Here is a 26959-nt window from a genome sequence, read left to right on the forward strand (position 1 = left end):
ACTCCTTGTCCACATCGGAGCATCCACTTCATGACCATCCCCACTACGAGGTCCGTCCCGCAGGTCGCCGTCAACGACATCGGCACCGAGGAAGACCTTCTTGCCGCCATCGACGCCACCATCAAGAACTTCAACGATGGTGACATCGTCGAGGGCACGATCGTCAAGGTCGACCGTGACGAGGTCCTCCTCGACATCGGCTACAAGACCGAGGGTGTGATCCCCTCGCGCGAGCTGTCCATCAAGCACGACGTCGACCCGTCCGAGGTCGTGAGCCTCGGCGACGTCGTCGAGGCCCTGGTCCTCCAGAAGGAGGACAAGGAGGGTCGCCTGATCCTGTCCAAGAAGCGCGCCCAGTACGAGCGCGCCTGGGGCACGATCGAGAAGATCAAGGAGGAGGACGGCGTCGTCACCGGCACCGTCATCGAGGTCGTCAAGGGCGGCCTCATCCTCGACATCGGTCTTCGCGGCTTCCTGCCCGCCTCGCTCGTGGAGATGCGTCGTGTCCGCGACCTCATGCCGTACGTCGGCAAGGAGATCGAGGCGAAGATCATCGAGCTCGACAAGAACCGCAACAACGTCGTGCTCTCGCGCCGCGCCTGGCTCGAGCAGACGCAGTCCGAGGTGCGCTCGACCTTCCTGCAGACCCTGCAGAAGGGCCAGGTCCGCCCCGGTGTCGTCTCGTCGATCGTCAACTTCGGCGCGTTCGTGGACCTCGGCGGCGTCGACGGTCTGGTGCACGTCTCGGAGCTGTCCTGGAAGCACATCGACCACCCGTCCGAGGTCGTCGAGGTCGGCCAGGAGGTCACGGTCGAGGTGCTCGACGTCGACTTCGACCGCGAGCGTGTCTCCCTGTCGCTCAAGGCGACGCAGGAGGACCCGTGGCAGACCTTCGCGCGCACCCACGCCATCGGCCAGGTCGTGCCCGGCAAGGTCACCAAGCTCGTCCCGTTCGGCGCGTTCGTGCGCGTCGAGGACGGCATCGAGGGCCTCGTGCACATCTCGGAGCTGGCCGTGCGCCACGTCGAGCTGCCTGAGCAGGTCGTCACGGTGGGCCAGGAGGTGTTCGTCAAGGTCATCGACATCGACCTGGAGCGCCGCCGCATCTCGCTGTCGCTCAAGCAGGCCAACGAGGGCGTGGACCCGGAGTCCGAGGACTTCGACCCCGCGCTGTACGGCATGGCCGCCGAGTACGACGAGAACGGGGAGTACAAGTACCCCGAGGGCTTCGACCCGGAGACCAACGAGTGGCTCGAGGGCTTCGAGGCGCAGCGCGAGGCCTGGGAGGCCGAGTACGCCAAGGCCCACGAGCGCTGGACGGCTCACCGCGAGCAGGTGCGCGCGGCCTACGCGGCCGACGCGGACGCCGCGGCCGACACCGCGACGGGCGGCGGCTCGTCGTCCTACTCCTCGGCCGCTCCGGCCGTGGAGGCGACCGGCACGCTCGCCTCGGACGAGGCGCTCGCCGCGCTGCGCGAGAAGCTCACCGGCAACTGACCGCCTGAGCCGATCGCCTGATCGCACGCGAAGGCCCGCCACCCCTCGGGGGTGGCGGGCCTTCGCCGTTGTCTAGGGTGGCCCCATGGCCTGGCGCACTCGCTCGTCCCGCACCGCATACTCGAACCAGTGGATCCGCGTCAGGGAGGACGAGGTGGTCATGCCCGACGGGCGCGACGGCCTCTACGGCGTCGTGGAGATGCGACATCCGGCGGTCTTCGTCGTCGCGCTCGATGACGCGGACCGGGTCCTGCTGGTCGACGTCGACCGCTACACGGTCGGCCGCTCGCTCGAGGTCGTCGCGGGCGGCAGCGACGGCGAGCCGGCGCTGGTCGCGGCGCAGCGTGAGCTGCGCGAGGAGGCCGGTCTGGAGGCGGACGAGTGGGTGCGCGTGGGCGCCATGAACGCGCTCAACGGCGTGTGCGTGGCTCCCGAGGTTGTGTTCGTCGCGAGAGGGCTGCGCACGGCACGTGACGCGGCGCTGGCCATGTCCCAGGCCGAGGAGGGCATCGAGCAGGTGCGCTGGGTCCCGTTCGGCACGGCGCTCGCCATGATGGCCAGCGGCGAGATCACCGACGGCGAGACCATGGCCGCCCTCGCGCTGGCCCTCGCCGGCGGACACGTCGGCGTGAGCTGAGGCAGCGCGCCATGGACATCGCCGTCTCCGGCGCCAGCGGTCTGATCGGACGCGCGCTGACCTGGTCGCTCACGGCCGACGGCCACCGTGTCGTGCCGTTGGTGCGCCCGGGCCGCCCGGGCGCGGGCGTCGCCTGGGACCCGGAGCGGGGTGTGATCGACGGCTCGGGACTGGAGGGCCTCGACGCCGTCGTGCACCTCGCGGGCCAAGGGGTGGCCTCTGGACCCTGGAGCGCGGCGCGACGGGAGCGGATTTTGGGCAGCCGCCGCGACGGCGCCGCACTGCTCGCCGGCGCGATGGCGCGCCTGGCGCGGCCGCCGCGGGTGCTCGTGTCCGGGTCGGCTGTCGGGTACTACGGCAGCCGCGGCGACCAGGTGCTCACCGAGGACGCCGAGCCCGGCGGTGACTTCCTCGCCCGCGTGTGTGTCGCATGGGAGGCGGCGACGCGCGCCGCGCGCGAGGCCGGTGTGCGCGTGGTCCACGTGCGCACGGGCATGGTCCTGGCCACCTCGGGAGGCGCACTCGGTCCGCAGCGCGTGGCGTTCCGGCTCGGGCTCGGCGCGAAGGCCGGCGACGGGCGGCAGTGGATGTCGTGGATCCACCTCGACGACGAGGTCGCGGCGATCCGCCACGCCATCGAGACGCCGTCACTGGCCGGCGCCGCCAATCTCGTGTCGCCGCACCCGGTGACCAACGCCCAGTTCGCCCGGTCCTTCGCCCGCTCGCTCGGTCGGCGGGCGCCCCTGACGATCCCGCGCCTGGCGACGGCGCTCCCGTTCGGCGTCGGGCCGCTGGTCGAGTCGCTGCTGTTCGTGAGCCAGCGGGCCGTGCCGGCGGCGCTGGAGCGCGCCGGCTTCCGCTTCCGCCACCCCGACCTGGACGAGGCGCTCGCGTCCCTGTGACCGTGTGCTTTCGGTGCGACGGCGCGCGCATGGCGCGCTCACGGCGCTGGGACCGCGCGCCGTTCGCGTGTCAGGCCGCGGGCTCGTGGGCGAACTGCGTCGCGTGCAGGTCCGCGTAGAGCCCTCCGGCCGCGAGCAGGTCGGTGTGCGTGCCCGACTCGACGACGCGGCCGCCGTCGAGCACGACGATGAGGTCGGCCGCCCGGACGGTCGACAGGCGGTGTGCGATGACCAGGCTGGTGCGGCCCACCAGCGCCCGGTCGAGGGCCGCCTGGACGGCCGCCTCGCTCTCCGAGTCGAGGTGCGCGGTGGCCTCGTCGAGCACGACGACGTCGGGCGCCTTGAGCAGCAGCCGTGCGATCGCCAGACGCTGGCGCTCGCCGCCCGACAGCCGGTAGCCGCGGTCGCCGACGACGGTGTCCAGGCCCTCGGGCAGGCTCGCCACCAGGTCCCACACGTGTGCGCCGCGCAGCGCGGCCTCAAGGTCGGCGTCGCTCGCCTCGGGGCGAGCGAACCGCAGGTTCTCCGCGATCGTGTCGTGGAAGAGGTGCGCCTCCTGCGACACGACGCCGACCGTGCCGCGCAGCGAGTCGAGCGTGACGTCGCGCAGGTCGAGTCCCGCGATCCGCACGGCGCCCGCGGTCGGGTCGTACATGCGTGAGACGAGCTGCGAGATCGTGGTCTTGCCCGCGCCCGACGGGCCGACGAGGGCGACCATGGCGCCCGGTGGCACGGCGAACGACACCTCCTTGAGCGTGTCGTCGGTGGGGTCGCCGCGCAGCGTCGCGACGGACTCGAGCGAGGCGAGCGAGACCTCGTCGGCGCGCGGGTAGCGGAACCAGACGCCGTCGAGCTCGACGCCGGCGCCGCGCGCGGTGACGGCCGCGCGCAGATCGGCGGCGCCCGGCCGCTCGGCGATGGCCGGGGTCAGGTCGAGCACCTCAAGCACGCGCTCGAAGCTGACCAGCGCGGTCATGACGTCGACCTGCACATTGCTCATCGCGGTCAGCGGACCGTACAGGCGTCCGAGGAATGCGGTCATGGCGACGACGACGCCGACGGTGAGCTCGCCGGAGATGGCCTGAAGGCCGCCGAGCCCGTAGACGACCGCGACGGCGAGCGACGCGAGCGTCGTCAGACCGACACGGAACCACGTGCCCAGCAGGGCGCGGCGCACCCCGAGGTCGCGCAGCTTGCGGGCCGTGGCCTCGTAGCGCGCCGACTCGCGGGCGGGGTCGCCGAACACCTTGGCCAGGTGCGCCCCGGCGACGTTGAAGCGCTCGTTCATGAGCTGGCCGGCGTCGGCGTTGAGCTCGTAGCCCTCCCGGGTCAGTGTCGCCAGGCGCTTGCCGAACCACCGCGCGGGCGCCACGAACGCGGGCAGCAGCACCAGGGCGAGCAGTGTGAGCCGCCACGACATGGCGAACATCGCGGCGAGCGTGAACACGATGGTCAGCCCGTTGGAGACGACGGTCTGCAACGTCGAGGTGAAGGCCTGCTGGGCGCCGAGCACGTCGCCGTTGAGCCGCTGCACGAGGGCTCCGGTGCGCGTGCGCGAGAAGAAGGCGAGCGGCATGCGCTGCACGTGGTCGAAGACCGCGGTGCGCAGGTCGAGGATCAGCCCCTCGCCGACGAACGAGGACACCCATCGCTCGGCGACCGACAGTCCGGCCGAGACGAGCGCGAGGACCGCCGCGGCCGTGGCGAGCACGACGACCAGGCGGCGGTCACCCGCGCCGATGCCGTCGTCGATGAGGTGGCGGAAGAGCAGGGGCGTCGCGGCGCCGGCGGCGGCGTCGATCGCGAGCAGGAGCAGAAAGAGCGTGAGGCGGCCCCGGTACGGCCTCGCGAAGGCGAGCACGCGGCGCAGCGTCGGGCGCGCCAACTGGTGCTCGGTCACCGAGGAGTCTTGGAGGAAGGTGCGCATGCCGCGGCCACCGCCGCGGCCGTTCATCGGGGAGTGGGGCATCGTCATGGGGCCTCCTGGGCGGGACGTCGATATGCTGAGGATAACTCATCATGTGGGAACCTCAGGAGTGCCGGTAGTATTCCCCGTATGGAGCACCATGACGACGTCGCCTGGGCCTTCGTGGACGCCCTGCACGCCGCCAGCCGTGGTCTGCGGCGCGACGCGGCGGGGTCGGGCGCCGCGGGGGTGACCCCGGGCCAACTGCGGCTGCTGCGCGTGCTGGCGCACGCGCGCAGCCCGCTGCGCGCCGTCGACCTGGCCGAAGCCCTCGACGTCGCGCCGCGCTCGGTGACGACCAAGATCGATCAGGCGGAGGCCGACGGGTTCGTGCGCCGCCTGGCCGATCCCCGCGACCGGCGCGCGCGCCTGGTCGAGCTCACCGACGCCGGCCGCGAGGCCCTGGCGCGCGTGTCGCTCGAACGGCGCCGGGGGGCCGCCGCGCGGCTGAGCCGGCTCTCCCCACCAGCGCGCGAGGAGCTCGTGCGGCTGCTGCGCGTCGTCGCGGCAGACGACGGGCCGCAGCCGTAGGGCAGGATGGTCGCCATGCTCCGCATCGGACTGACCGGCGGCATCGCGGCGGGCAAGACCGTCGTCTCGCGGCGCCTCGCCGCGCTCGGCGCCGTCGTCATCGACCACGACCAGCTCGCGCGCGACGCCGTCGCGCCCGGCTCGGTGGGCCTGGAGCGGATCGCCGAGGCCTTCGGCCCCGGGGTCATCGCGTCCGACGGGTCACTCGACCGGCCCGCGCTCGGCGTGCGCGTCTTCGCTGACGACGACGCGCGCCGGGCGCTCGAGCGGATCGTGCACCCCGAGGTGCGGCGCCTGGCCGCCGAGCGCGAGGCCGCCGCGGCCGCCCGCGACGCGCGCGCCGTCGTCGTGCACGACATCCCGCTGCTGGTCGAGACGGGCCAGGCCGACCACTTCGGGCTGCTCGTCGTCGTCGACGCGCCCGTCGAGGTGCGCATCACGCGCCTGGTCTCGCAGCGCGGCCTCGACGAGCCCGCAGCCCGGGCGCGCGTCGCCGCGCAGGCGCCCGACGACGAACGGCTGTCCGTGGCTGACGTCGTGCTCGACGGGTCTGGCTCGCGCGAGGCGCTCGAGGCTCAGGTCGACGTGCTGTGGGAGCGCGTCGCCGCCGAGGCCGACGCCGAGGCGAGCCCCGCGAGCTGAGGCGGCACGCCGGCGTCGTGGGGGAGCCAGCCGACCTGCTCGGCGTGCACGATCATGCGGTGGTCGTTGCCCCACTCACCGTCGGTCACCGAGTGGCATGACACGAGCGTGAGGTACCGGCCGCCGTCGCGCAGCCCGGCGGGCGCGGGCGCCAGCACCTCGGCGCCGCGCGCGGGATCGACCAGGTAGCCCGGGACGCGCACCTCGTAGACGAACCACGCCTGGGGCGTCTCGACCACGATGGCGTCGCCCGCGACCAGGTCGTCGATGTGCAGGAAGTTGTCGCCGTAGGTGCGCCGGTGCCCGGCGAGCGCCGTGTTGCCGACCTCGCCCGGCGCCGGGCTCTGCGGGAACCAGCCCGCCGCGCCGCGCGCGAGCACGGCGTTGGTGACGCCGACCACGATGGGCGTGCGCCCGTCGTGCGTGTCGCGCCGCACGCCCTGCTCGCCGGCCCACGACGGGACCCACAGCACGCCCATGGTCCCGGCGGCCGGCCCCGGCGGCGCGTTGTCCAGGTCGTCACGCAGTTCGCCGACCTGGTCGGGGAGCGGATGGTCGCTCGTGTACGCGTCGAGCGCGGTCGCCTCCGCGTGATTGGCGCGCCACGACGTGCCCAGGTTCTCCCACGCCCACCAACCCGCCAGCACCACTGCGGCCAGCAAGGTCAAGGCAGACAGGATCCGGACCGGGTCGAGTCGTCGCAACACCGGTCGTCCTCTCCTGTGGTCGTCGTCGCCCAGCATGCTCGCCCGAGGCTAGCAGCACTCACCCGCTTCGGCCGGGCCGGAGCCCGGGCCGTGGGTCGGACACCGATGTCGGACCCGCGGCTTACGGTGGTGACATGCGACCCGTGACCGATCTGCAGCGCGCGGTGGCCCCGTTCGAGGTCATCTCGGAGTACACCCCGTCGGGTGACCAGCCGACGGCGATCGACGACCTGACCCGGCGGATCCAGGCGGGCGAGAAGGACGTCGTGCTGCTGGGCGCCACGGGCACCGGCAAGAGCGCGACGACGGCGTGGCTCATCGAGAGGCTGCAGCGCCCGACGCTGGTCATGGCGCCCAACAAGACGCTCGCCGCGCAGCTCGCGACGGAGTTCCGCGAACTGCTGCCCCACAACGCGGTCGAGTACTTCGTCTCCTACTACGACTACTACCAGCCTGAGGCGTACATCGCGCAGACGGACACCTACATCGAGAAGGACAGCTCGATCAACGACGAGGTCGAGAGGCTGCGGCACTCGGCGACGTCGAACCTGCTCACCAGGCGCGACGTCGTCGTCGTCGCCTCGGTCAGCTGCATCTACGGCCTGGGCACCCCGCAGGAGTACGTCGACCGCATGGTCCGGCTCGACGTCGGCGACGTGGTGGACCGCGACCAGATGCTGCGGCGGTTCGTGCAGATGCAGTACACCCGCAACGACCTCGCGTTCACCCGCGGCACGTTCCGCGTGCGCGGCGATACGGTCGAGATCATCCCGGTCTACGAGGAGCTCGCGGTGCGCATCGAGTTCTTCGGCGACGAGATCGAGGCGATCGCGACGCTGCACCCGCTCACCGGCGAGGTGGTGCGTCAGGAGCAGAGCGTCTACCTGTTCCCCGCGACGCACTATGTCGCGGGCCCCGAGCGCATGGAGCGCGCCATCCAGGGCATCGAGACCGAGCTCGGGGAGCGCCTGGCCACGCTGGAGCGGCAGAACAAGCTGCTCGAGGCGCAGCGCCTGCGCATGCGCACCACCTACGACATCGAGATGATGCGGCAGATCGGCTCGTGCAACGGCATCGAGAACTACTCGATGCACATCGACGGGCGCGCGCCAGGCACGCCGCCCAACACCTTGCTCGACTACTTCCCCGAGGACTTCCTGCTCGTCATCGACGAGTCGCACCAGACCGTGCCGCAGATCGGCGCGATGTTCGAGGGCGACATGTCGCGCAAGCGCTCGCTCGTGGAGCACGGGTTCCGCCTGCCGTCCGCGATGGACAACCGGCCGCTGCGCTGGGAGGAGTTCGTTGAGCGCATCGGACAGACGGTCTACCTGTCGGCGACCCCCGGCCCGTACGAGCTGTCCCTGTCCGACGGCGTCGTCGAACAGGTCATCCGGCCCACGGGCCTGGTGGACCCGGAGGTCGTGGTCAAGCCCACGACCGGACAGATCGACGACCTGCTCGAGGAGATCCGCGCCCGGACCGAACGCGACGAGCGCGTCCTGGTCACCACGCTGACCAAGAAGATGGCCGAGGACCTCACGGACTACTTCCTGGAGAAGGGCGTGCGTGTGCAGTACCTGCACTCCGAGGTCGACACGCTGCGCCGCGTCGAGCTGCTGCGTGAGCTGCGCCTGGGCCAGTTCGACGTGCTGGTGGGCATCAACCTGCTTCGCGAGGGCCTCGACCTGCCCGAGGTCTCGCTCGTGGCGATCCTCGACGCCGACAAGGAGGGCTTCCTGCGCTCGGCCACGTCGCTCATCCAGACCATCGGCCGCGCGGCGCGCAACGTCACGGGGCAGGTGCACATGTACGCCGACAAGGTGACACCCGCGATGGCCCAGGCCATCGAGGAGACCAACAGGCGCCGCGAGAAGCAGGTCGCCTACAACCGCGACAACGGCGTCGACCCCCAGCCGTTGCGCAAGAAGATCGCCGACGTCACCGACATGCTCGCGCGCGAGGACATCGACACCCAACAGCTTCTCGCGGGCGGTTACCGCAAGGCGGTCGACCCCGGCGCGCGCCGGGCCAAGGCGCCGGTGCCAGGCAGCCCCAAGGAGGGCGCCACCACGGGCAACCGCCTCGCGGGGGCCGCCGCGGGAGAGCTCGCCGAGCTCATCCAGGAGCTGTCCGACCAGATGCACGCCGCGGCCGCAGAGCTGCAGTTCGAGGTCGCCGCGCGCCTGCGCGACGAGATCGCGGGGCTCAAGAAGGAGTTGCGACAAATGCAGGCAGCCACCGCATAATCGCAGGTCACAGCCCCCGTGTGGACGTCGGCGCAGGCCGATCGGCGGTTACCGTAGAGTACGTCCCGTGGAGGGGAGTACCTCGTCACGGGGGAGTCGTCAGCACGGCGGGTGAGGATGCCCGTCCGGCTCCGCCGCCCGCGCGCTCGCGCGGGGAGGAAGACCTTCGGTGCTTCGTCCTACCCACCGAGAGGTTTCGCCTGTGACCGTGCCCTTCTGGGCCTGGGCCCTGACCGTCGCCGCGATCGTGGCAATGCTCGCCGTCGACTACGTCGGCCACGTGCGCACCCCGCACGCCCCGACCCTGCGCGAGGCGGCCCGCTGGTCGGCGATCTATGTCGGCGTCGCGGTGGCCTTCGGCGCGCTGGTGTGGCTCGTCTGGGGCGCCGAGTACGGCGGTGAGTACTTCGCCGGTTACGTCACCGAGAAGTCGCTGAGCGTCGACAACCTGTTCGTGTTCGTGCTGATCATGTCGAGCTTCCGTGTGCCGCGGGAGTACCAGCAAAAGGTGCTGCTCGTCGGCGTCACGGTCGCGCTCGTGCTGCGGACCACGTTCATCGTGGCCGGCGCCGCGCTCATCGCCACGTTCTCCTGGGTCTTCTACCTGTTCGGCGCGTTCCTGGTGTGGACGGCCATCGCGCAGCTGAGGCACGCGAACGACCACGACGAGGAGTTCCACGAGAACGGTGTGCTGCGGTTCGTGCGCCGGGTGCTGCCGACGTCGTCGGCCTATGCCGGCGACCGGCTCACCACCCGGTCCGACGGTCGGCTGCTCATCACGCCGATGCTCGTGGTCATGATCGCGATCGGTTCGGCTGACCTGCTGTTCGCCGTCGACTCCATTCCGGCGATCTTCGGCCTCACCGAGCAGACGTTCCTCGTGTTCGCCGCCAACGCGTTCTCGCTGCTGGGCCTGCGCCAACTCTTCTTCCTGGTCGACGGGCTGCTCGACCGCCTCGTCTACCTCGGCTACGGGCTCGCGGCGATCCTCGGGTTCATCGGCGTCAAGCTGCTGGTCCACGCGCTGCACACCAACGAGCTGCCGTTCGTCAACAGTGGCCGCCACGTCACCCTCGTCCCGGAGATCCCGACCGCGGCCTCGCTAGGCTTCATCGTCGTGGTCCTGGCGGTCACGACATTCGCCTCACTGCAGCGCGACCGGCGGGTGCGCGCGCTCGCCGCCGCCCACCCGCAGGCCGGCGCCCGTGCCGTCCCCCAGAGCAAGGAGCGTTGATGGTCCACGAGCTGCCGACCTGGTTCGAGGTCGCCGCGCTGACGGCGATGGGGGTGCTGCTCGTCGCCGACCTCCTCGTCGTCGCGCGCCGCCCGCACGTGCCCAGCATGCGCGAGAGCGCCCTGTGGGTCGCCTTCTACGTGGCGCTCGCCGTGGTGTTCGGCGGGGTGCTGTGGGCCGTGGGCGGGCAGGCGCCCGCCGGGGAGTTCGTCGCGGGCTGGCTCACCGAGTACTCCCTCAGCGTCGACAACCTGTTCGTGTTCGTCATCATCATGACCAGGTTTGCGGTGCCGCGGGACTACCAGCAGCGCGTCCTCATGGTCGGCATCATCGTCGCGCTCGTGCTGCGCGCCGCGTTCATCCTCGCCGGAGCCGCGGTCATCGAGCGGTTCGTGTGGGTGTTCTACCTGTTCGGGGCCTTCCTCATCTACACCGCGATCAAGCTGCTGCGCGGAGACGACGACCCCGAGGAGTTCGAGGAGAACGCCGTCATCCGCGGCCTGCGGCGCGTGCTGCCGCTGCACACCGCCTACGACGACGGTCGGCTGCGCACCGTCGTCGACGGCAAGCGGCTGTTCACGCCCATGGTCGTGGTGTTCGTGGCCATCGGCTCGACCGACGTGCTGTTCGCGCTCGACTCGATCCCCGCGATCTTCGGCCTCACGCACGACCCGTTCATCGTGTTCTCGACCAACCTGTTCGCGCTCATGGGCCTGCGCCAGCTCTACTTCCTGCTGGGCGGGCTGCTTGAGCGCCTGGTGTACCTGCCGTACGCGCTCGCGACGATCCTCGGGTTCATCGGCCTCAAGCTCATCCTCGAGGCGCTGCACGCCAACCAGTTGTCGTTCATCAACGGGGGGCGGGGGGTGGCGTGGGCGCCCGAGATCCCGATCTGGCTCTCGCTGCTGGTGATCCTGGGGTCGCTCGCGATCGCGACGGTCGCGAGCCTGATGCGGACCCGCGCGCGCGAGTCGCTGGCGGATTGAGGCGGGTCAGACGCTCAGGGAGCGCAACCAGTCCCGCGCCTCGCGCGGCGAGCGCAGCCGCACCACGCGCGGATCGGCGCCCGAGAGGGCGGTGTACCGCTCCCGGTAGGCGTCGTGCTGGGTCCAGGCCCACCGCACGATGTTCTCCTCGGGGTCGCGGCGCACGAGGTTGGCGAGCCGCTCGCGGTTGCCGTGCCACAGCTCGCGTCGGGTCACGCCCCGCAGCACGGTCCGCCACAGCACGCGCGGCATGACCACACGCCGCGGGTAGTCGAGCCACAGCATCACCTCGACGTCGTCGAGGGCTCCGTTCAGCGCCGTGCTCCAGTTGCCGTCGACCACCCACCCGGCGGCGCCGGGGCCGGCGAGGAAGGCCGCCAGGCGACCGTGGGCCTCGCCCAGGTCGCGGTGCGTCCAGCCCGCGTCCCAGAAGACGGCGTCCAGCTCCAGATGCGGGACGTCCAGTCGCCGCGCGAGCGCGCGGGCGAGCGTCGTCTTGCCGGAGCCCGAGTTCCCGACGACGCGCACGCGTCGCGGGGTGGTCATCGCGCGAGCGAGCCGATCACGGGAACCCACTCGCGCACGGTGCGCTGCGCGACCAGGCCCTCGCGGCGGAAGGGGTCGTCGTCGAGCAGCGCACGGGCTGAGGTGGGGTCGGGCGCGTCGAGGAGGATGAGCGCGCCCGCGGGGGCGGCGTCGTCGGCGGGCAGCGGTCCGGAGACGATCACCCTTCCCGCCTCGTGCAGCGCGCCGAGGAACGCGCGGTGCGCGGGCCGCGACGCGTCGAGGCGCTCGGGGTCGTGGGCGTACTCGTAGGTGACGGCGAAGACGGCCATGGCGGCCATCCAAGCAGACGCGGGCTCCCGGCGGCAGATCACACCATGGGCGCGGCGGGCGCGGCGGGCGCGGCGGCGTCCAGGTGCGACGTCGCCCACGCCAGCGCGTCGTCGGCGATCTCCTGCCAGCCGTCCTGCGAGACCAGCCGGTGGGTGCGGCCCGGGTACTCGCGGTACTCGACGACGGCGGGGGACCCGGACTTGGCGTAGCGCTTGACGATCGCCCTGCCGATGGCCGGTGGGACGACGTGGTCGCGGTCGCCTGTGATGACCAGGAGTGGAGCGCGCCCGACGCGCCCGAAGTCGACGCGCGAGGGGCCTCGGCCGGTCACGGCGCCGGCGACGCCCTCGAAGAAGACGCGGTTGACGCTGGGCACCGCCTGCTCGGCCCACAGGAGGTCGCTCGCGGCGCGGGGCAGGTCGTTGCCGAACGTGAAGTGGAAGTGCCGCTTGCTCAGCGGCTTGGCGCCGCCTCGGGCGAACGGGTTGCTCAGGATGGGGGCGCCGGTCCACGCCGTCGACGGGGGGAGAGTCGGGATGCCCGCGGGCTGCCCGGGCGCCACTGCGACGTACGCGGCGCCGAGGCCGCGGTCGGCGAGCAGTTGCGTGATGAGGCCGCCGAACGAGTGCCCCATGATGATCGGCGTGACTGGAAGCGCGCGGATCACGCGCTCGTAGTGGTCGACGATCTGTGTGAGGCCGACGCCGCGCAGCGCCGACGGATCGCGGCGGACGTCCGCGGGGGAGCGGTCGTCGATGCCGGGCCAGCCCGGGACGATGACCTCGTGGCCGGCGGCGCGGAACCGCTCGGCCCAGGTGTCCCAGCTCGTGGGGGTCATCCAGAGCCCGTGGATGAGGACGACCGGGGGCTTGCTCGACGCGGTGGCCGCAGAGTCGGCCGGGGTGGTGGCGTTCATGGTCTCGGTCCTTGCGGTGAGGGGAGCCGGGGGAGGCCCCGTCCGGCTGGTGAGACGAGCGGTGACGCGCCCCTGCGCACCGAGGGCGTCCACGCGGGCGGCGTCGATCAGACGCCGAGGGCCAGGTCACGCGCGACGCGCCACCGTCACTTCCCTGGCAAAGAGGACCTGGTCGAAGCGTACGTCGGCGCCGAGGTCGCCGCGATCCGCGCGAGCGACGGCGCAGCGACGGGCAGGTGATCGCCCAAGGAGCCGGGGTCTGGGCCAGGCCGCTGGCTAGGGTGGGCGCATGACGTCCGACGACGGTCCCGCGGCGCCCGTCGTGAGCGTGCGCGAGGCGACTCGCGCGCACGGCGCCGTCGAGGCGCTGGGCGCCACCTCGGCCGAGGTCGGTCCCGGAGAGGCGCTCGTGGTCGCCGGCCGCAACGGGTCGGGCAAGACGACGCTGCTGCGCCTGGTCGCGGGCGCCGACCTGCCGACGTCGGGCGCCGTGGACGTGCTGGGGATGCCTGCCTTCGAGGCGCGACGACGCCGCCGCGAGGACCTCGCGGTGCTGCTCGACGGGCTGCCCGCCTACCCCGACCTCACCGTGGCCGAGCACCTCGCCCTCATCGCCGCGGCCTGGGGCCCGCGCCATCGGCTGGGCGCGCGCCCGGCCCCGGGCGTCGATGACACGCTCGCCGCGGCGGGGCTGACGCGCGTGCGCGACCAGTACCCGGGCGAGCTGTCGTCGGGCGAGTCGCAGATGTTCGCGCTCGCATGCACCCTCTACCGGCCGGCCGCGGTGGTGGTGCTCGACGAGCCAGAGCAACGGCTCGACGCCGACTGGCGCGAGCGCGCCCGCGCGATGCTCCGCGCCGCCCTCGACGCCGGGCGCACGCTCGTGGTCGCCACCCACGACCTGGCGTTCCGCGCCGACCTGACGGGCGAGCGACCCGGTGGCGGGCGGCGGGGTCGAGAGGTCGAGCTCGCGGCGCCCACACGATGACGGCCGCGGGCTCGCGCGACCCCGCGGGCGCGGCGGCCTACCGCGCCTGGCGGCGGCCGCTGCTGCGCGAGCGCTCGCGCAGCGGCGCCGAGGCCGCGTACGTCCTCTACGTCACGGCGTTCGTCGCCGCGGTCTACGGCTCGATGCTCTGGTCGTTCCTGGCGTCGCTGGGACTGGGGTCGACCTCGCTCACGTGGCCGCTCGGGCGCGTCGCGCCGATCGCGTGCGGTCTCGCCGCCGTGGGCGGTGTGGCGCTGGCGCGTGTGGGCCTGCCGCTGTCGGTCACGGCGCGTGAGGCGGTGTTCGCCCTCGGCGGGCAGTTCCGGCCCGACGCCGTGCTGCGCGGACGCGGCGCCCTCGCGCTGGTCGCGGCCGCCGTGGTCGGGGCGTTCGTCGGCGCGGCGGCGTCGGTGGGCGGGCGGGCCAGTGGCGTCCAGGGGATCCGAGGTGTCCTGGTGTGGGCCGCGCTCGGCGCCGCGGCGGGTGAGGTCGCCGTCGCGCTCGGCGCGGTCGCCCAGGCGCGGCGATGGCGTCGCTCGGCCGACGCCGCCGCCCTTGCCCTGCTCGCGCTGGGCGTGGCGGCCGCGCCGGGGGAGCGCGCCGAGCCGGCGATCGCCTGCGTGGACCTCGCCACCGGGCAGTACGTCGCCTGCCCCGTGCCATGGACCGAGTGGGCCGGCGCGCTGGCGGTCGCCGGGCTCGCCGTGGTCGGCGCGTGGTGGCTCGTGCTGCGCGCCGTGCCGCGCGAGCTCGACGTCGACGAGGTCGCCGCACGCGGCGCCCGGGCCGGCCGGGCGGCCGCGGGGTTGGCCCTCGGCGACCTGCTCGCCGTCTCGCGCCTGATCCCCGCCCGGTTCGCGGGCTCGCGCCGCCCGTTCGAGGGCGGAGGGGCCCGCTCGCTGCTGCGCCGCACGCCGGTGCTCGCACGCGACCTGGTCGGCCTGCGCCGCAGACCCGCGACCACGGCCGCGGCGACGGTCGCGGGCGTAGGGGGAGCCTGGCTGCTGGCCGCCTCGACGTCGACCGGCGCGCTGGTGGCCGGAGCCCTCGCGCTGTACGCCGCGAGCGGTGGGTGGGCGCGCGGCCTGGTCGCGTTCCTGCGCCAACCTGCCCCAGGCGGCCTCCTGCCCGGCCGGGGACGCCGTGTGCTCCTGGCCCACCTCGACGTCCCGGCCCTGGCGGCCGGGCTCGCGCTCCTGATCGGCTGGGCGGGCGCGGCGCTCACCGTCGGGACGCGCGGGGCGGCGGGCGACGCGGTCGCGCTCGGCGCGGTCGCGCTCGCCGCGCGCGCCTGGGTCGCGAGCACGCCGACGGTCCCCGCGGCGCTCTACGCCCCGGTCATCACCCCGCTGGGCGACCTGTCGCCGCTCAACGTCATCGCCTTCGCGGTGCGTGGGTGGCTCGTCGTCGCCGCGGCGGCCTGGGCGCTCGGCGGTGTCAGCGGCGCGGTCGGCGGCCCGGCGCTCGCCGCGCTCGTCGCCGCGGGGCTGGGCGCGCTCGCGGCGCAGCGGGCCGAGCGCGCGTAGCGGCGATCGACGTCGAACGTGTGTGCGATTGTCGGTGGGCGGACCTAAGATGCCACAGTGAGCAACCGCCTCGTCATCTCCGGCGCCCGCGAGCACAACCTCAAGAACGTCGAGCTCGACCTGCCGCGCGACCGCCTCATCGTGTTCACGGGCCTGTCCGGGTCCGGGAAGTCGTCGCTGGCGTTCGACACGATCTTCGCCGAGGGTCAGCGCCGTTACGTCGAGTCGCTGTCCGCCTACGCCCGTCAGTTCTTGGGCCAGATGGACAAGCCGGACGTCGACTTCATCGAGGGCCTGAGCCCCGCGGTCTCGATCGACCAGAAGTCGACCAACCGCAACCCGCGCTCGACGGTCGGCACGATCACCGAGGTCTACGACTACCTGCGTCTGCTGTACGCGCGCGCCGGCACGCAGCACTGCCCGGTGTGCGACGAGCGGGTGCAGAGCCAGACGCCGCAGCAGATCGTCGACAAGCTGCTGGAGCTGCCCGAGGGCACGCGCTACCAGGTCCTGGCGCCCGTGGTGCGCGGGCGCAAGGGCGAGTACGCCGACCTCTTCCGCGACCTGCAGGGCCAAGGCTTCGCGCGCGCCCGCGTCGACGGCGAGGTCGTGCAGCTCGCCAATCCGCCGCAGCTGGAGAAGAAGCTCAAGCACGACATCGAGGTGGTCGTCGACCGCCTCGTCTCGCGCGACGGCGTCCAGCGGCGCCTGACCGACTCGGTCGAGACCGCGCTGCGCCTGGCGGGCGGACTCATGATGGTCGAGCTCGTCGACGCCGACATCGACGACCTCGGCCGCATCCTCAAGTACTCCGAGAAGCGCGCATGCCCCAACGACCACCCGCTCGCGCTCGACGAGGTCGAGCCGCGCACCTTCTCCTTCAACGCGCCCTACGGCGCCTGCCCCGAGTGCACGGGCATCGGGTTCCGGCTGGAGGTCGACCCCGACCTCATCGTCCCCGACACCGACAAGACGCTGCGCGAGGGCGCCATCGCGCCCTGGACGCAGACGTCGTCGGAGTACTTCGAGCGCGTGCTCACGGCGCTCGCGGACGAGATGAGGTTCTCGATGGACGTGCCGTGGCGCGCGCTGCCCGAGCGCGCTCGCGAGGCCGTCCTGTACGGACGCAACCACCAGGTGCACGTGCGCTACAAGAATCGGTGGGGGCGCGAGCGCCAGTACTCGACAGGCTTTGAGGGCGCGGTGACCTTCATCGAGCGCCGGCACCACGAGACGGAGTCGGACTGGTCGAAGGAGAAGTACGAGGCCTACATGCGCGAGGTCGCGTGCCCGGTGTGCCAGGGCGCGCGCCTCAAGCCCGAGGTGCTGGCGGTCAAGGTGGGTGGCCGGTCCATCTGGGATGTGTGCCGCATGTCGATCGACGACGCCGCGCAGTTCCTCGGCGCGCTCGAACTCGGCGTGCGCGAGCGGCAGATCGCGGCCGAGGTGCTCAAGGAGATCAACGCGCGCCTGGGGTTCCTGCTCGATGTCGGGCTCGACTACCTCTCGCTCGAACGCCCCGCCGGGACGCTCAGCGGCGGAGAGGCGCAGCGCATCCGCCTGGCCACCCAGATCGGCTCGGGTCTGGTCGGCGTGCTCTATGTGCTCGACGAGCCGAGCATCGGCCTGCACCAGCGCGACAACCGCCGCCTCATCGAGACGTTGACCCGCCTGCGCGACCTGGGCAACACGCTCATCGTCGTCGAGCACGACGAGGACACCATCCGCACGGCCGACTGGATCGTGGACGTCGGCCCCGGCGCGGGTGAGCACGGCGGCCGGATCGTGCACTCGGGCGACTATGCGGGGCTGCTCGAGGCGCCCGAGTCGATGACGGGCGCCTACCTGGCGGGCCGGCGGCAGATCCCCCTGCCCGAGCTGCGTCGACCCATCGACCCGCAGCGGCAGGTGCGCGTCGTCGGCGCGCGCGAGAACAACCTGCGGGGCATCGACGTCGACTTCCCGCTCGGTGTGCTCACCGCCGTGACGGGCGTCAGTGGCTCGGGCAAGTCCACCCTGGTCAACTCGATCCTGTACACCGTCATGGCCAACCAGCTCAACGGCGCCCGCCAGGTCGCCGGACGCCACACGCGCGTCACCGGCCTGGAGCACCTCGACAAGGTCGTCCATGTCGACCAGGGGCCCATCGGGCGCACCCCGCGCTCCAACCCCGCGACCTACACGGGGGTGTGGGACCACGTGCGGCGGCTGTTCGCCGAGACCGAGGAGGCGAAGGTCCGCGGCTACGGACCCGGGCGGTTCTCGTTCAACGTCAAGGGCGGCCGCTGCGAGGCGTGCTCGGGCGACGGCACCCTCAAGATCGAGATGAACTTCCTGCCCGACGTCTACGTCCCGTGCGAGGTCTGCCACGGTGCGCGCTACAACCGCGAGACCCTGGAGGTGCACTTCAAGGGCAAGACGGTGGCCGACGTCCTGGCCATGCCGATCGAGGAGGCCGCCGAGTTCTTCGCCGCCGTCCCGGCGATCGCGCGGCACATGAGGACGCTGGTCGACGTCGGCCTGGGCTACGTGCGCCTCGGCCAGCCTGCCCCGACGCTCTCGGGCGGTGAGGCGCAGCGCGTCAAGCTCGCCTCCGAGCTCCAACGGCGCTCGACCGGCCGCACGGTCTACGTGCTCGACGAGCCGACGACGGGCCTGCACTTCGAGGACATCCGCAAGCTGCTCGGGGTGCTCCAGTCACTGGTCGAGAAGGGCAACTCGGTCATCGTCATCGAGCACAACCTCGACGTCATCAAGAGCGCCGACTGGGTCATCGACATGGGGCCCGAGGGAGGGTCGGGCGGCGGCACGGTCGTCGCGCAGGGCACCCCCGAGCAGGTGGCGGGGGTCGAGGCGAGCCACACCGGCCGGTTCCTCGCCGACGTGCTCGCCGCGCACCCGCCCGTCACGCAACCGCCGGTGACGCGCCCCAAGCGCACACGCAAGAAGGTGGCCGCGGCGTAGCGCACGCGCAGGCCAGCGCGCGCCAGCCCGCGGCCCGGGCCGCGCCAGTGCCGGGTGCGCGCCCGGGTGCGCCCCTAACGTTGCTCCATGACGGTGCAGCACGACTACGTGGTGGGGCTGACCTGGTCGGACGCTGCAGGCACGGGCTCGTTCGGCGGGTACTCCCGCGACCACGAGCTGATCTTCCCGGACAAGGCGGCGACGTTGCCGGCCTCGGCACCCGAGTGGTTCCGGGGTGACAAGGCCCGCTACAGCGCGGGCGAGCTGTTCGTCGCCGCGATCGCCTCAAGCCATATGGTGCGCTTCCTCGAGGTGGCCTCCCAGGTGGGGCTCGTGGTCGTGAGGTACGACGACGAGGTGGTCGGCACCGCAAGGCTCGGCTCGCGCGGCGACGGCCAGATCGCCGACCTGACGCTGCGCCCGAGCCTGACGGTGCGGCCCGGCCCGCACGCCCACGCGGCCGAGGTGACCCGGATGCACCGGCGGGCGCAGTCCATGAGTCTGGTCCGACCGTGCCTGACGATCGAGGTCAGCATCGAGCCGGGCGCCTTGACGGTGCTCGACCAGGACCCGGCGCCCGCCGGGGCTGTCAGCCCCGCGTCATAGGCTGGGGCGCATGCCCGATCCCGCCACCTACCGCCCTGCGCCGGGGGAGATTCCGACGTCGCCGGGGGTGTACCGGTTCCGGGACCCGCATGGGCGCGTCATCTACGTCGGCAAGGCCAAGAGCCTGCGCTCGCGCCTGTCGAGCTACTTCCAAGACCTGGCGAACCTGCACCCGCGCACCCAGACCATGGTCACCACCGCGGCGTCGGTCGAGTGGACGGTCGTGGGCACCGAGGTCGAGGCGCTCGCGCTGGAGTACTCGTGGATCAAGCAGTTCGACCCGCGGTTCAACGTCAAGTACCGCGACGACAAGTCCTATCCGTTCCTCGCGGTGACGATGGGCGAGGCGTTCCCGCGCGCCCAGGTCATGCGCGGCGCCAAGCGACCGGGCACGCGGTACTTCGGACCGTACGGGCACGCGTGGGCGATCCGCGAGACGCTCGACCTGCTGCTGCGCGTCTTCCCGATCCGCACCTGCTCGGCCGGGGTGTTCCGGCGCGCGGGGCGCAGCGGGCGCCCGTGCCTGCTCGGGTACATCGACAAATGCTCGGCGCCGTGCGTGGGGCGTGTCAGCGCCGAGGAGCACCGCCAGCTCGCGCAGGACTTCTGCGACTTCATGGCCGGGGACACGCAGCGCTTCGTGCGGCGGCTCGAGCGGCGCATGCGCGAGGCCGCCGAGAGCCAGGAGTACGAGCAGGCCGCGCGTCTGCGCGACGACATCCAGGCGCTGCAGCGCGCGCTGGAGAAGAACGCGGTGGTGCTCGGCGACGCGACCGACGCCGACATCTTCGCGCTCGCGGGCGACGAGTTGGAGGCCGCGGTCCAGGTGTTCCATGTGCGCGGCGGGCGCATCCGCGGCCAGCGCGGCTGGGTGGTCGAGAAGGTCGAGGACGTCACGGACGCCGAGCTCGTCGAGCACCTGTTGCAGCAGGTGTACGGAGGCGAGGACGCCGACGCCTCGTCCGTGCCGCGTGAGGTGCTCGTGCCCGTGCTGCCGCCCGACCCGCAACAGGTGACGGCCTGGCTCACGGGTCTGCGGGGGTCGCGCGTCGAGGTGCGCGTCCCGCAGCGCGGTGACAAGCGCGAGCTGGCCGAGACGGTCCGCGCCAACGCCGAGCACGCGCTGGCCCTGCACCGCACGCGGCGCGCCGGCGACCTGACGACCCGCAGCCAGGCGCTGCGCGAGCTGCAGGAGGCGCTCGACCTGGAGAGCGCGCCGCTGCGCATCGAGTGCTACGACGTCTCGCACACCCAGGGCACCTACCAGTCGGCGTCGATGGTGGTGTTCGAGGACGGGCTGGCCCGCAAGAGCGAGTACCGCTCGTTCAGCGTGCGCGGCCCCGAGGGCGACGGCGCCCGCGACGACACGGCGGCGATGCACGAGGTCATCACACGGCGCTTTCGCCGCTACCTCGCCGATCGGTCGCGCTCGGACGAGCTCGAGCTGGAGCTCGAGTCGGGCGAGGTCGACGCGACGTCCGCGGACGCGCCCGAGCGCCGTCGCTTCGCCTACCCGCCCAACCTCGTCGTCGTCGACGGCGGACCGCCGCAGGTCGCGGCGGCCCAGCGCGCGCTGGACGAGCTCGGGATCACCGACGTCGCGCTGTGCGGCCTGGCCAAACGGCTCGAAGAGGTGTGGGTGCCCGGCGAGGAGTACCCCGTCATCCTCGAGCGCTCGTCCGAGGGCCTGTACCTGCTGCAGCGCGTGCGCGACGAGGCGCACCGCTTCGCCATCACCCAGCACCGCAAGCGCCGCTCGAAGGGGATGACGGCCTCGGCCCTCGACGGTGTGCCCGGCTTGGGCCCGGCGCGGCAGAAGGCGCTGCTGACCCACTTCGGCTCGGTCAAGCGGTTGCGCGCCGCGAGCGTCGAGGAGATCGCGAGCGTGCGCGGGATGGGGACGACGACGGCGCAGGCCGTCGTCGCGGCGCTGCGTCCGCCGTCGTCGGGGTCCAGTGACGCGCCGGGCGCGGCGGACGGCGAGGCGGCTGGCATGCTGGGCGCATGACGGAGCCCACGAACCCGCCCACGGTGCCGCACGGGATCCCCGCGATCGAGGCGGCGACGCGCGCCCCCGAGCGCCAGGAGCCTGAGGTGCTCGTCATCACCGGCATGTCGGGCGCCGGGCGCACGCGCGCGGCGAGCGTGCTGGAGGACCTCGACTGGTTCGTCGTCGACAACCTGCCGCCCATGATGATCATCCCGCTCGTCGACCTCATGACGCGGGCCGGCTCCGCGGTCGAACGGCTCGCGGTCGTCGTCGACGTGCGCGGGCGGCAGTACTTCGCCGAGCTCGCCGGCGCGCTGGGGCACCTGCGCGCGGCGGGCGTGCAGTACCGCATCCTCTTCCTCGACGCGTCGGACGCCGAGCTGGTGCGCCGGTTCGAGGCGGTGCGCCGGCCACACCCGCTCCAGGGCGACGGGCGCATCCTCGACGGCATCGGCGAAGAGCGCCGCGCGCTGGCCGTGATCCAGGGCCGCGCCGACACCGTCATCGACACCACCGCGCTCTCGGTGCACGACCTGGCGCGCGAGGTGCGCCTCGCGGTCGGCGACGGCGCCGCGGACGTGCTGCGGGTCAACGTCGTGGCGTTCGGCTTCAAGTACGGGCTGCCGCTCGACGCCGACCACGTGGTCGACGTGCGCTTCCTGGCGAACCCGTACTGGATCACCGAGCTGCGCCACCTGACGGGGCGCGACGGGCCCGTGCGCGACTACGTGCTCTCACGCCCCGGCGCGCGCGAGTTCGTCGAGCGGTACGTCTCGGCGCTCGAGCCGGTCCTGTCCGGCTACCTGCACGAGGAGAAGCGATACGCGACCATCGCCGTCGGGTGCACGGGCGGCAAGCACCGCTCGGTCGCGATCGCCGAGGAGATCGCCACGCGCCTGCGCGCCCAGGGCCTGCGCGTGACCGTGACCGCCCGCGACCTGGGCAAGGAGTGACCTGTGGCATTGCCCTCGACCAAGCCCGCCGTCGTCGCGCTCGGCGGCGGCCACGGCCTGTCGGCCAGCCTGCGCGCCCTGCGCCACGTCTCCGACCGGCTGACCGCGGTGGTGACCGTCGCCGACGACGGCGGGTCCTCGGGGCGGCTGCGCGAGGAGCTCGGGGTGCTGCCGCCCGGAGACCTGCGCATGGCGCTGGCCGCCTTGACCGACGACTCGGACTGGGGCCGGACGTGGTCGGCCGTGCTGCAACACCGATTCGCGACCGCCGGTCCCCTCGACCAGCACGCCGTCGGCAACCTGCTCATCACCGCTCTGTGGGAGCTGCTCGGCGACACCGTGACGGGGCTCGACTGGGTCGGGCGGCTCCTGGGCGCCCGCGGGCGGGTGCTGCCCATGGCCGCGGTGCCCCTCATCGTCGAGGCCGACGTGCGCGAGGACGACGGCTCGCTGCGCACCGTCGTCGGGCAGGTCAACGTCGCCACGGCCTCGGGGCACGTCGAACGGCTGCGGCTGCGTCCGCAGGACCCGCCGGCGTGCGAGGAGGCCGTGGCGGCCGTGCGAGAGGCCGACTGGGTGGTGCTGGGCCCGGGCTCGTGGTTCTCGTCGGTGCTCGTGCACCTGTTGGTGCCACGTCTGTCGCAGGCGCTGCACGAGACCCGCGCGCGGCGCTGCGTCACGCTCAACCTCGCGCCCGACGCCGAGACCTCAGGGCTCACGGCCGTCGACCACCTCGAGGCGCTGCACCGGCACGCGCCCGACCTGCGCGTCGACGTCGTGCTGGCCGACCCGTCGGCGGTCGAGGACGTCGTGGAGACCGAGCGCGCGGCCGCGGCGCTCGGGGCGGAGCTGGTCATGCGCCAGGTGGCCCTCGGCGACGGCACGGCCCGCCATGACGCGCTGCGCCTGGGCGCCGCGTACCGGGACGTGTTCGAGGGCGTGCTGGGCGACGTCGGAGCGGCGTAGCGGCGGTCGGCGTGTCCCGCGGCATGCGCCGTGGGACGTGTGGTCTATGGCGTGGAGCACACCGTGTCCGCGATCGATCGCCCGGCGGGTTGCCGTCTCGCACAAGGCGCGGGCGTGCGATTGCGTGCGATCGGCCAAGCGCGCCAGCCGACCGTCGCCGAACGCGACCGCGCCCACCCGCGGCTGTGAGACTGCGTGGCGTTCCCACCCCTCCCACCGCCAAGGAACCGACTGTGCTCGAGACCACGACCCCGCTGCGGCTCTGCGTGCCGCCCTCGGTCAACATCGACGCGATCCTGCGCGAGCGCCTGCGCGCCGAGCCGGACGCCGTGCTCGCCGAGGTGCGCCGTGGTGACGCCTGGGAGCCGGTGACCGTCGCGGAGTTCGACGCGCAGGTGACCGCCGTGGCCAAGGGCCTGGTCGCGCTCGGGGTCGACCCGGGCGACACCGTGGGCATCCTGTCGCGCACCCGGTACGAGTGGACGCTGCTCGACTTCGCCGCCTGGGCGGCCGGCGCCGTGCCGGTGCCGATCTACGAAACCTCCAGCGCCGAGCAGGTGCACTGGATCCTCGCCAACTCGGGGATCTCACTGCTCGTCGTCGAGTCCGACGCCAACGCTGCCACGGTGGCGAGCGTGCGCGACCGCGCGCCGATGTGCCGCGAGGTGCTCGTGCTCGACCCCCAGGACGGGGGCGCCGGGGCGATCGCGGCCCTCACCGCCGCGGGGGCCCACGTACCCGACGCGGAGGTCGAGCGCCGTCGTCGCCTCGCCACGACGGACGACCTGGCGACGATCATCTACACCTCGGGCACGACCGGACGCCCCAAGGGCGTCGAGCTGACGCACGGGAACTTCACCCTGACTGCCCTCAACACCGTCGCGGATGTGCCCGAGGTGTTCAACGGCCAGGGGCGCGCGATGCTGTTCCTGCCGCTCGCGCACGTGTTCGCGCGGTTCATCGAGGTCATCGCCGTGGCCGGTGGGTCGGTGCTGGGGCATTGCCCCGACGTCCGCGACCTGGTCGCCAGCCTCAAGCAGTTCCAGCCCACCTATGTGTTGGGCGTCCCGCGCATCTTCGAGAAGGTCTACAACGCCGCCGAGCAGTCCTCGGCGGCCGAGAAGGCCCGCGGGTACTTCAACTGGGCGACCGCCGTCGCGATCGCCTACTCGCGGGCGCTGGACACCCCTCGGGGCCCGTCGCTGTGGCTGCGGTTCCAGCGGCTGTTCGCCGACGGCCTGGTGTACTCGAAGCTGCGCGGCCAGTTCGGCGGCAAGGCCAAGTACGCCGTCTCGGGCGGTGGTCCGCTGGGGGAGCGGCTCGGCCACTTCTACCGCGGCGTGGGGATCAACATCATCGAGGGCTACGGCCTGACCGAGTGCACGGCGCCGACGTCCGTCAACCGCCCGGGCGGCACCCGGATCGGCAGCGTCGGCACGCCGCTGCCCGGCTGCTCGGCGCGCATCGCCGAGGACGGGGAGATCCTGCTGCGCGGCCCGCACATCTTCCGCGGGTACCACAACGACCCGGCCGCGACCGCCGAGGCCTTCGACGGCGAGTGGTTCCGCACGGGCGACCTCGGCGCGATCGACGAGGACGGGTTCTTGAGCATCACCGGACGCAAGAAGGAGATCATCATCACCGCGGGAGGCAAGAACGTGGCCCCCGCGGTGCTGGAGGACCGGGTGCGCGCGCACGCCCTGGTGTCCCAGTGCGTCGTCGTCGGCGACAACCGTCCGTTCATCGGCGCCCTCATCACGCTCGACCCCGAGGGCCTGGCCGGATGGCTGACCATGCACGGCAAGCCGAGCATGACCGTCGAACAGGCCATGACCGACCCCGACGTCCTCGCGTCGCTCGACGCCGCCGTCGCCCGCGCCAACGAGGCGGTGTCGAAGGCCGAGTCGATCCGCAAGCACCGCCTGCTCACCGGCGACTTCACGATCGCCAACGGCTACCTGACCCCGTCGATGAAGGTCAAGCGCGCCGTCGTGCTCGCCGACTTCGCCGACGACGTCGAGGCGCTCTACAGCGCCGGACGCGACCGCGAGCCGGCGGCCGCGCGGTGAGCGCCGCCGCGCCCCGCCCCCGCCGCCTCCACACCCGCTGACCTTCAGGACGCAACCATGGAATTCCTCGGAATGCCGATCGAGATCGGCCTCGACCGCTTCATCCTCGCCCAGGCGTTCGGTGTGCTCACGCTCGTCTTCAACTTCTGGTCCTACCAGATGGAGGACCAGCGCAAGTACTTCCTGCGCTTCACCATCGGCTCCGCCTTCTGGCTCGCGATGTACCTGGCGATGGGGGCGCAGCTGCCCGTGATCCTCGTCGCGGTCTTCTCGACGCTGCGCGGCGTGGTGTTCTGGTGGGCGCTGGGCGTCGACTCGCCGTGGCGGCGCATGTTCGCCCGACGGCTCATGTACACCACGCTCGCGATCGCGTTCGCCGCCGCGGTCGTGGCGATCCCCGGGGCGCGCCCCGAGACGCGGCCGCTGCAGGTGTTCCTGCTGATCGGTGTCGTGCTGTTCGTGATCGGCCAGTACATGCCGGGGGTCTACCTGGTGCGCGTCTTCGCGACCGTCTACGCGGTGGCCGTGCTGCTGGTCAACACCCCGCTCGACACGTTCAACCCGATCGGCGTGATCATCGAGCTCAACAACCTCATCGCCGTCGCGGTGTTCTTCGTGCTGCTGGCCCGACGCCGCAAGGAGCGCGCACGGCTGGCCGCCATCCCGCCCAAGGCGCTCGCCCTGGGCGCGGCCGTGACAGGCGCGTGACCTCGAGCGCCACGTGACACCCGGGCGACGACCGAGACACGCCGGGGCGATTCCGCGACGACACGCCGTGGCAGGATGACCGCCATGGCGCTCACGGCACAGGTCAAGGAAGAGCTCGCTCGGCTGAAGGTCACGCGCACGTCGTGCCGCAAGGCCGAGGTCTCGGCGACGCTGCGGTTCTCGGGAGGGCTCCACATCATCTCGGGCCGCGTCGTGGTCGAGGCCGAGATCGACACCGAGTCGGTCGCCACGCGGCTGCGCGTCGCCATCGCCGAGCTCTACGGACACCAGAGCGACCTCATCGTGGTCCAGGCGGGCGGGCTGCGAAAGAACAACCGGTACGTGGTGCGCGTGGTGCGCGAGGGGGAGTCGCTCGCGCGGCAGACCGGGCTGCTCGACCAGCGCGGCCGCCCGGTGCGCGGCCTGGCGCCCGACGTCATCTCGGCCGGCGTCGCCGAGGCCGAGGCCGTGTGGCGCGGCGCGTTCCTCGCCCACGGCTCGCTCACCGAGCCGGGCCGGTCGATGGCCATGGAGATCACCTGCCCCGGCCCCGAGGCGGCCCTGGCCCTGGTCGGCGCCGCCCGCCGGCTCGGGGTGCAGGGCAAGTCGCGCGAGGTGCGCGGGGTCGACCGCGTCGTCGTGCGCGACGGCGAGGCCATCGGCGAGATGCTGCGCCGCATGGGCGCGTCGGTGACGCTGCGGACATGGGAGGAGCGGCGCGCGCGCCGCGAGGTGCGCGGCACCGCGAACCGGCTCGCGAACTTCGACGACGCCAACCTGCGCCGCTCGGCGCGGGCTGCCGTCGCCGCCGGGGCCCGCGTCCAGCGCGCCTTCGAGATCCTCGGTGACGAGGTGCCCGAGCACCTGCGCGAGGCGGGCGAGCTGCGCCTCGCGCACAAGCAGGCATCGCTCGAGGAGCTCGGGCAGCTCGCCGATCCGCCGCTGTCCAAGGACGCGGTGGCCGGGCGTATCCGCCGGTTGCTGTCGACGGCCGACAAGCGTGCGATCGAGCTCGGAATCCCGGACACCGAGGCGGACCTGAGCCCTGACCTGCTCGACCTGTGAGGCGCGGGGCCCGTGCTCGC

General features: G+C 72.7%; 23 protein-coding genes. 18 read left to right on the forward strand and 5 right to left on the reverse strand.

The genetic code is table 11. The annotated features are described in order from the left end of the window. Positions 1 to 30 precede the first annotated feature (30 nt). The 3 genes from rpsA (at position 31) to EV386_RS04265 (ending at position 3036) form a co-directional block, all read left to right on the forward strand. Complete coding sequence (gene rpsA / locus EV386_RS04255; protein ID WP_130412630.1) at positions 31 to 1497, forward strand: 30S ribosomal protein S1; 1467 nt, start codon at positions 31 to 33, stop codon at positions 1495 to 1497. An 85-nt stretch (positions 1498 to 1582) separates the two neighbouring features. After that, on the forward strand, positions 1583 to 2134 hold the full coding sequence (locus EV386_RS04260) for an NUDIX domain-containing protein (protein ID WP_130412632.1): 552 nt from the start codon (positions 1583 to 1585) through the stop codon (positions 2132 to 2134). An 11-nt stretch (positions 2135 to 2145) separates the two neighbouring features. Further along, positions 2146 to 3036 (forward strand): TIGR01777 family oxidoreductase, encoded by an 891-nt coding sequence (locus EV386_RS04265; RefSeq protein ID WP_130412634.1) that lies wholly within the window; start codon positions 2146 to 2148, stop codon positions 3034 to 3036. A 70-nt stretch (positions 3037 to 3106) separates the two neighbouring features. On the opposite strand, the gene EV386_RS04270 is transcribed toward EV386_RS04265, so the two are convergent. Continuing rightward, positions 3107 to 5011, reverse strand: a complete 1905-nt coding sequence (locus EV386_RS04270; protein ID WP_130412636.1) for an ABC transporter ATP-binding protein — start codon at positions 5009 to 5011, stop codon at positions 3107 to 3109. Positions 5012 to 5092: 81 nt separating this feature from the next. Here EV386_RS04270 and EV386_RS04275 point away from each other — a divergent pair, with 81 nt between their 5' ends. Beyond that, entirely contained in the window at positions 5093 to 5533 is a 441-nt protein-coding gene (locus EV386_RS04275; RefSeq protein ID WP_130412638.1) for a MarR family winged helix-turn-helix transcriptional regulator, read from the forward strand. Positions 5534 to 5548: 15 nt separating this feature from the next. Continuing rightward, a complete protein-coding gene (coaE, locus tag EV386_RS04280; RefSeq protein ID WP_130412640.1) occupies positions 5549 to 6175 on the forward strand; it encodes a dephospho-CoA kinase in 627 nt (208 codons plus the stop codon). Here the strand turns inward: coaE and EV386_RS04285 are convergent. Further along, a complete protein-coding gene (locus EV386_RS04285) occupies positions 6109 to 6843 on the reverse strand; it encodes a sortase domain-containing protein (RefSeq protein WP_165399836.1) in 735 nt (244 codons plus the stop codon). The two genes, coaE and EV386_RS04285, sit on opposite strands and share 67 nt — an antisense overlap. Before the next feature lie 173 nt (positions 6844 to 7016). Here EV386_RS04285 and uvrB point away from each other — a divergent pair, with 173 nt between their 5' ends. From uvrB to EV386_RS04300, 3 genes are all read left to right on the forward strand, one after another. After that, on the forward strand, positions 7017 to 9131 hold the full coding sequence (gene uvrB, locus EV386_RS04290; protein ID WP_130412644.1) for an excinuclease ABC subunit UvrB: 2115 nt from the start codon (positions 7017 to 7019) through the stop codon (positions 9129 to 9131). A 202-nt stretch (positions 9132 to 9333) separates the two neighbouring features. Next, positions 9334 to 10365, forward strand: coding sequence for a TerC family protein (locus tag EV386_RS04295; protein WP_130412646.1), 1032 nt, complete (start codon positions 9334 to 9336; stop codon positions 10363 to 10365). Continuing rightward, on the forward strand, positions 10365 to 11351 hold the full coding sequence (locus EV386_RS04300; protein WP_130412648.1) for a TerC family protein: 987 nt from the start codon (positions 10365 to 10367) through the stop codon (positions 11349 to 11351). The genes EV386_RS04295 and EV386_RS04300 overlap by 1 nt, the downstream gene beginning before the upstream one ends. 6 nt (positions 11352 to 11357) lie before the next feature. Here the strand turns inward: EV386_RS04300 and EV386_RS04305 are convergent, their stop codons facing one another. The 3 genes from EV386_RS04305 to EV386_RS04315 are packed head-to-tail and all read right to left on the reverse strand — an operon-like array spanning position 11358 to position 13104. After that, positions 11358 to 11897, reverse strand: a complete 540-nt coding sequence (locus tag EV386_RS04305) for a P-loop NTPase family protein (RefSeq protein ID WP_130412650.1) — start codon at positions 11895 to 11897, stop codon at positions 11358 to 11360. Continuing rightward, positions 11894 to 12187 (reverse strand): YciI family protein, encoded by a 294-nt coding sequence (locus EV386_RS04310; protein ID WP_130412652.1) that lies wholly within the window; start codon positions 12185 to 12187, stop codon positions 11894 to 11896. Before EV386_RS04310 ends, EV386_RS04305 begins: the two co-directional genes overlap by 4 nt. A 38-nt stretch (positions 12188 to 12225) precedes the next feature. Then, positions 12226 to 13104: an alpha/beta hydrolase gene (locus tag EV386_RS04315; protein ID WP_130412654.1), complete on the reverse strand. Its 879-nt coding sequence runs from the start codon at positions 13102 to 13104 to the stop codon at positions 12226 to 12228. 289 nt (positions 13105 to 13393) lie between these two features. Here EV386_RS04315 and EV386_RS04320 point away from each other — a divergent pair, with 289 nt between their 5' ends. From EV386_RS04320 to whiA, 10 genes are all read left to right on the forward strand, one after another. After that, a complete protein-coding gene (locus EV386_RS04320) occupies positions 13394 to 14092 on the forward strand; it encodes an ABC transporter ATP-binding protein (RefSeq protein ID WP_130412656.1) in 699 nt (232 codons plus the stop codon). Then, the gene (locus EV386_RS04325) at positions 14089 to 15618 is read left to right on the forward strand and encodes a hypothetical protein (protein WP_130412658.1); all 1530 of its coding nucleotides are present in this window, start codon (positions 14089 to 14091) and stop codon (positions 15616 to 15618) included. The genes EV386_RS04320 and EV386_RS04325 overlap by 4 nt, the downstream gene beginning before the upstream one ends. 57 nt (positions 15619 to 15675) lie before the next feature. After that, positions 15676 to 18582: an excinuclease ABC subunit UvrA gene (gene uvrA / locus EV386_RS04330; RefSeq protein WP_130412660.1), complete on the forward strand. Its 2907-nt coding sequence runs from the start codon at positions 15676 to 15678 to the stop codon at positions 18580 to 18582. Positions 18583 to 18669: 87 nt separating this feature from the next. Further along, positions 18670 to 19188 (forward strand): OsmC family protein, encoded by a 519-nt coding sequence (locus EV386_RS04335; protein WP_130412662.1) that lies wholly within the window; start codon positions 18670 to 18672, stop codon positions 19186 to 19188. 10 nt (positions 19189 to 19198) lie between these two features. Beyond that, positions 19199 to 21196 carry an excinuclease ABC subunit UvrC gene (gene uvrC, locus EV386_RS04340; protein WP_130412664.1) on the forward strand — a complete coding sequence of 666 codons (1998 nt, stop codon included), beginning with the start codon at positions 19199 to 19201 and terminating at the stop codon, positions 21194 to 21196. Continuing rightward, entirely contained in the window at positions 21193 to 22131 is a 939-nt protein-coding gene (gene rapZ / locus EV386_RS04345; RefSeq protein WP_130412666.1) for an RNase adapter RapZ, read from the forward strand. Before uvrC ends, rapZ begins: the two co-directional genes overlap by 4 nt. 3 nt (positions 22132 to 22134) lie before the next feature. After that, a complete protein-coding gene (locus EV386_RS04350) occupies positions 22135 to 23097 on the forward strand; it encodes a gluconeogenesis factor YvcK family protein (RefSeq protein ID WP_130412668.1) in 963 nt (320 codons plus the stop codon). 233 nt (positions 23098 to 23330) lie between these two features. After that, entirely contained in the window at positions 23331 to 25166 is a 1836-nt protein-coding gene (locus EV386_RS04355; protein WP_165399837.1) for an AMP-dependent synthetase/ligase, read from the forward strand. Between the two features lie 57 nt (positions 25167 to 25223). Beyond that, positions 25224 to 25874: a YgjV family protein gene (locus EV386_RS04360; protein WP_130412670.1), complete on the forward strand. Its 651-nt coding sequence runs from the start codon at positions 25224 to 25226 to the stop codon at positions 25872 to 25874. A gap of 84 nt (positions 25875 to 25958) precedes the next feature. Continuing rightward, complete coding sequence (gene whiA, locus EV386_RS04365) at positions 25959 to 26939, forward strand: DNA-binding protein WhiA (protein ID WP_130412672.1); 981 nt, start codon at positions 25959 to 25961, stop codon at positions 26937 to 26939. Positions 26940 to 26959 lie beyond the last annotated feature (20 nt).

Source organism: Xylanimonas ulmi (genome assembly GCF_004216535.1).
Classification (GTDB): domain Bacteria; phylum Actinomycetota; class Actinomycetes; order Actinomycetales; family Cellulomonadaceae; genus Xylanimonas; species Xylanimonas ulmi.

Coding starts and splice junctions, on each gene's coding strand:
- EV386_RS04305 (WP_130412650.1), bottom strand. CDS start 11,897: ATGACCACCCCGCGACGCGTGCGCGTCGTCGGGAACTCGGGCTCCGGC.
- EV386_RS04315 (WP_130412654.1), bottom strand. CDS start 13,104: ATGAACGCCACCACCCCGGCCGACTCTGCGGCCACCGCGTCGAGCAAG.
- uvrC (WP_130412664.1), top strand. CDS start 19,199: ATGCCCGATCCCGCCACCTACCGCCCTGCGCCGGGGGAGATTCCGACG.
- EV386_RS04325 (WP_130412658.1), top strand. CDS start 14,089: ATGACGGCCGCGGGCTCGCGCGACCCCGCGGGCGCGGCGGCCTACCGC.
- EV386_RS04275 (WP_130412638.1), top strand. CDS start 5,093: ATGGAGCACCATGACGACGTCGCCTGGGCCTTCGTGGACGCCCTGCAC.
- EV386_RS04320 (WP_130412656.1), top strand. CDS start 13,394: ATGACGTCCGACGACGGTCCCGCGGCGCCCGTCGTGAGCGTGCGCGAG.
- coaE (WP_130412640.1), top strand. CDS start 5,549: ATGCTCCGCATCGGACTGACCGGCGGCATCGCGGCGGGCAAGACCGTC.
- uvrB (WP_130412644.1), top strand. CDS start 7,017: ATGCGACCCGTGACCGATCTGCAGCGCGCGGTGGCCCCGTTCGAGGTC.
- EV386_RS04310 (WP_130412652.1), bottom strand. CDS start 12,187: ATGGCCGTCTTCGCCGTCACCTACGAGTACGCCCACGACCCCGAGCGC.
- EV386_RS04335 (WP_130412662.1), top strand. CDS start 18,670: ATGACGGTGCAGCACGACTACGTGGTGGGGCTGACCTGGTCGGACGCT.
- EV386_RS04270 (WP_130412636.1), bottom strand. CDS start 5,011: ATGACGATGCCCCACTCCCCGATGAACGGCCGCGGCGGTGGCCGCGGC.
- EV386_RS04260 (WP_130412632.1), top strand. CDS start 1,583: ATGGCCTGGCGCACTCGCTCGTCCCGCACCGCATACTCGAACCAGTGG.
- EV386_RS04300 (WP_130412648.1), top strand. CDS start 10,365: ATGGTCCACGAGCTGCCGACCTGGTTCGAGGTCGCCGCGCTGACGGCG.
- rpsA (WP_130412630.1), top strand. CDS start 31: ATGACCATCCCCACTACGAGGTCCGTCCCGCAGGTCGCCGTCAACGAC.
- EV386_RS04265 (WP_130412634.1), top strand. CDS start 2,146: ATGGACATCGCCGTCTCCGGCGCCAGCGGTCTGATCGGACGCGCGCTG.
- EV386_RS04360 (WP_130412670.1), top strand. CDS start 25,224: ATGGAATTCCTCGGAATGCCGATCGAGATCGGCCTCGACCGCTTCATC.
- whiA (WP_130412672.1), top strand. CDS start 25,959: ATGGCGCTCACGGCACAGGTCAAGGAAGAGCTCGCTCGGCTGAAGGTC.
- rapZ (WP_130412666.1), top strand. CDS start 21,193: ATGACGGAGCCCACGAACCCGCCCACGGTGCCGCACGGGATCCCCGCG.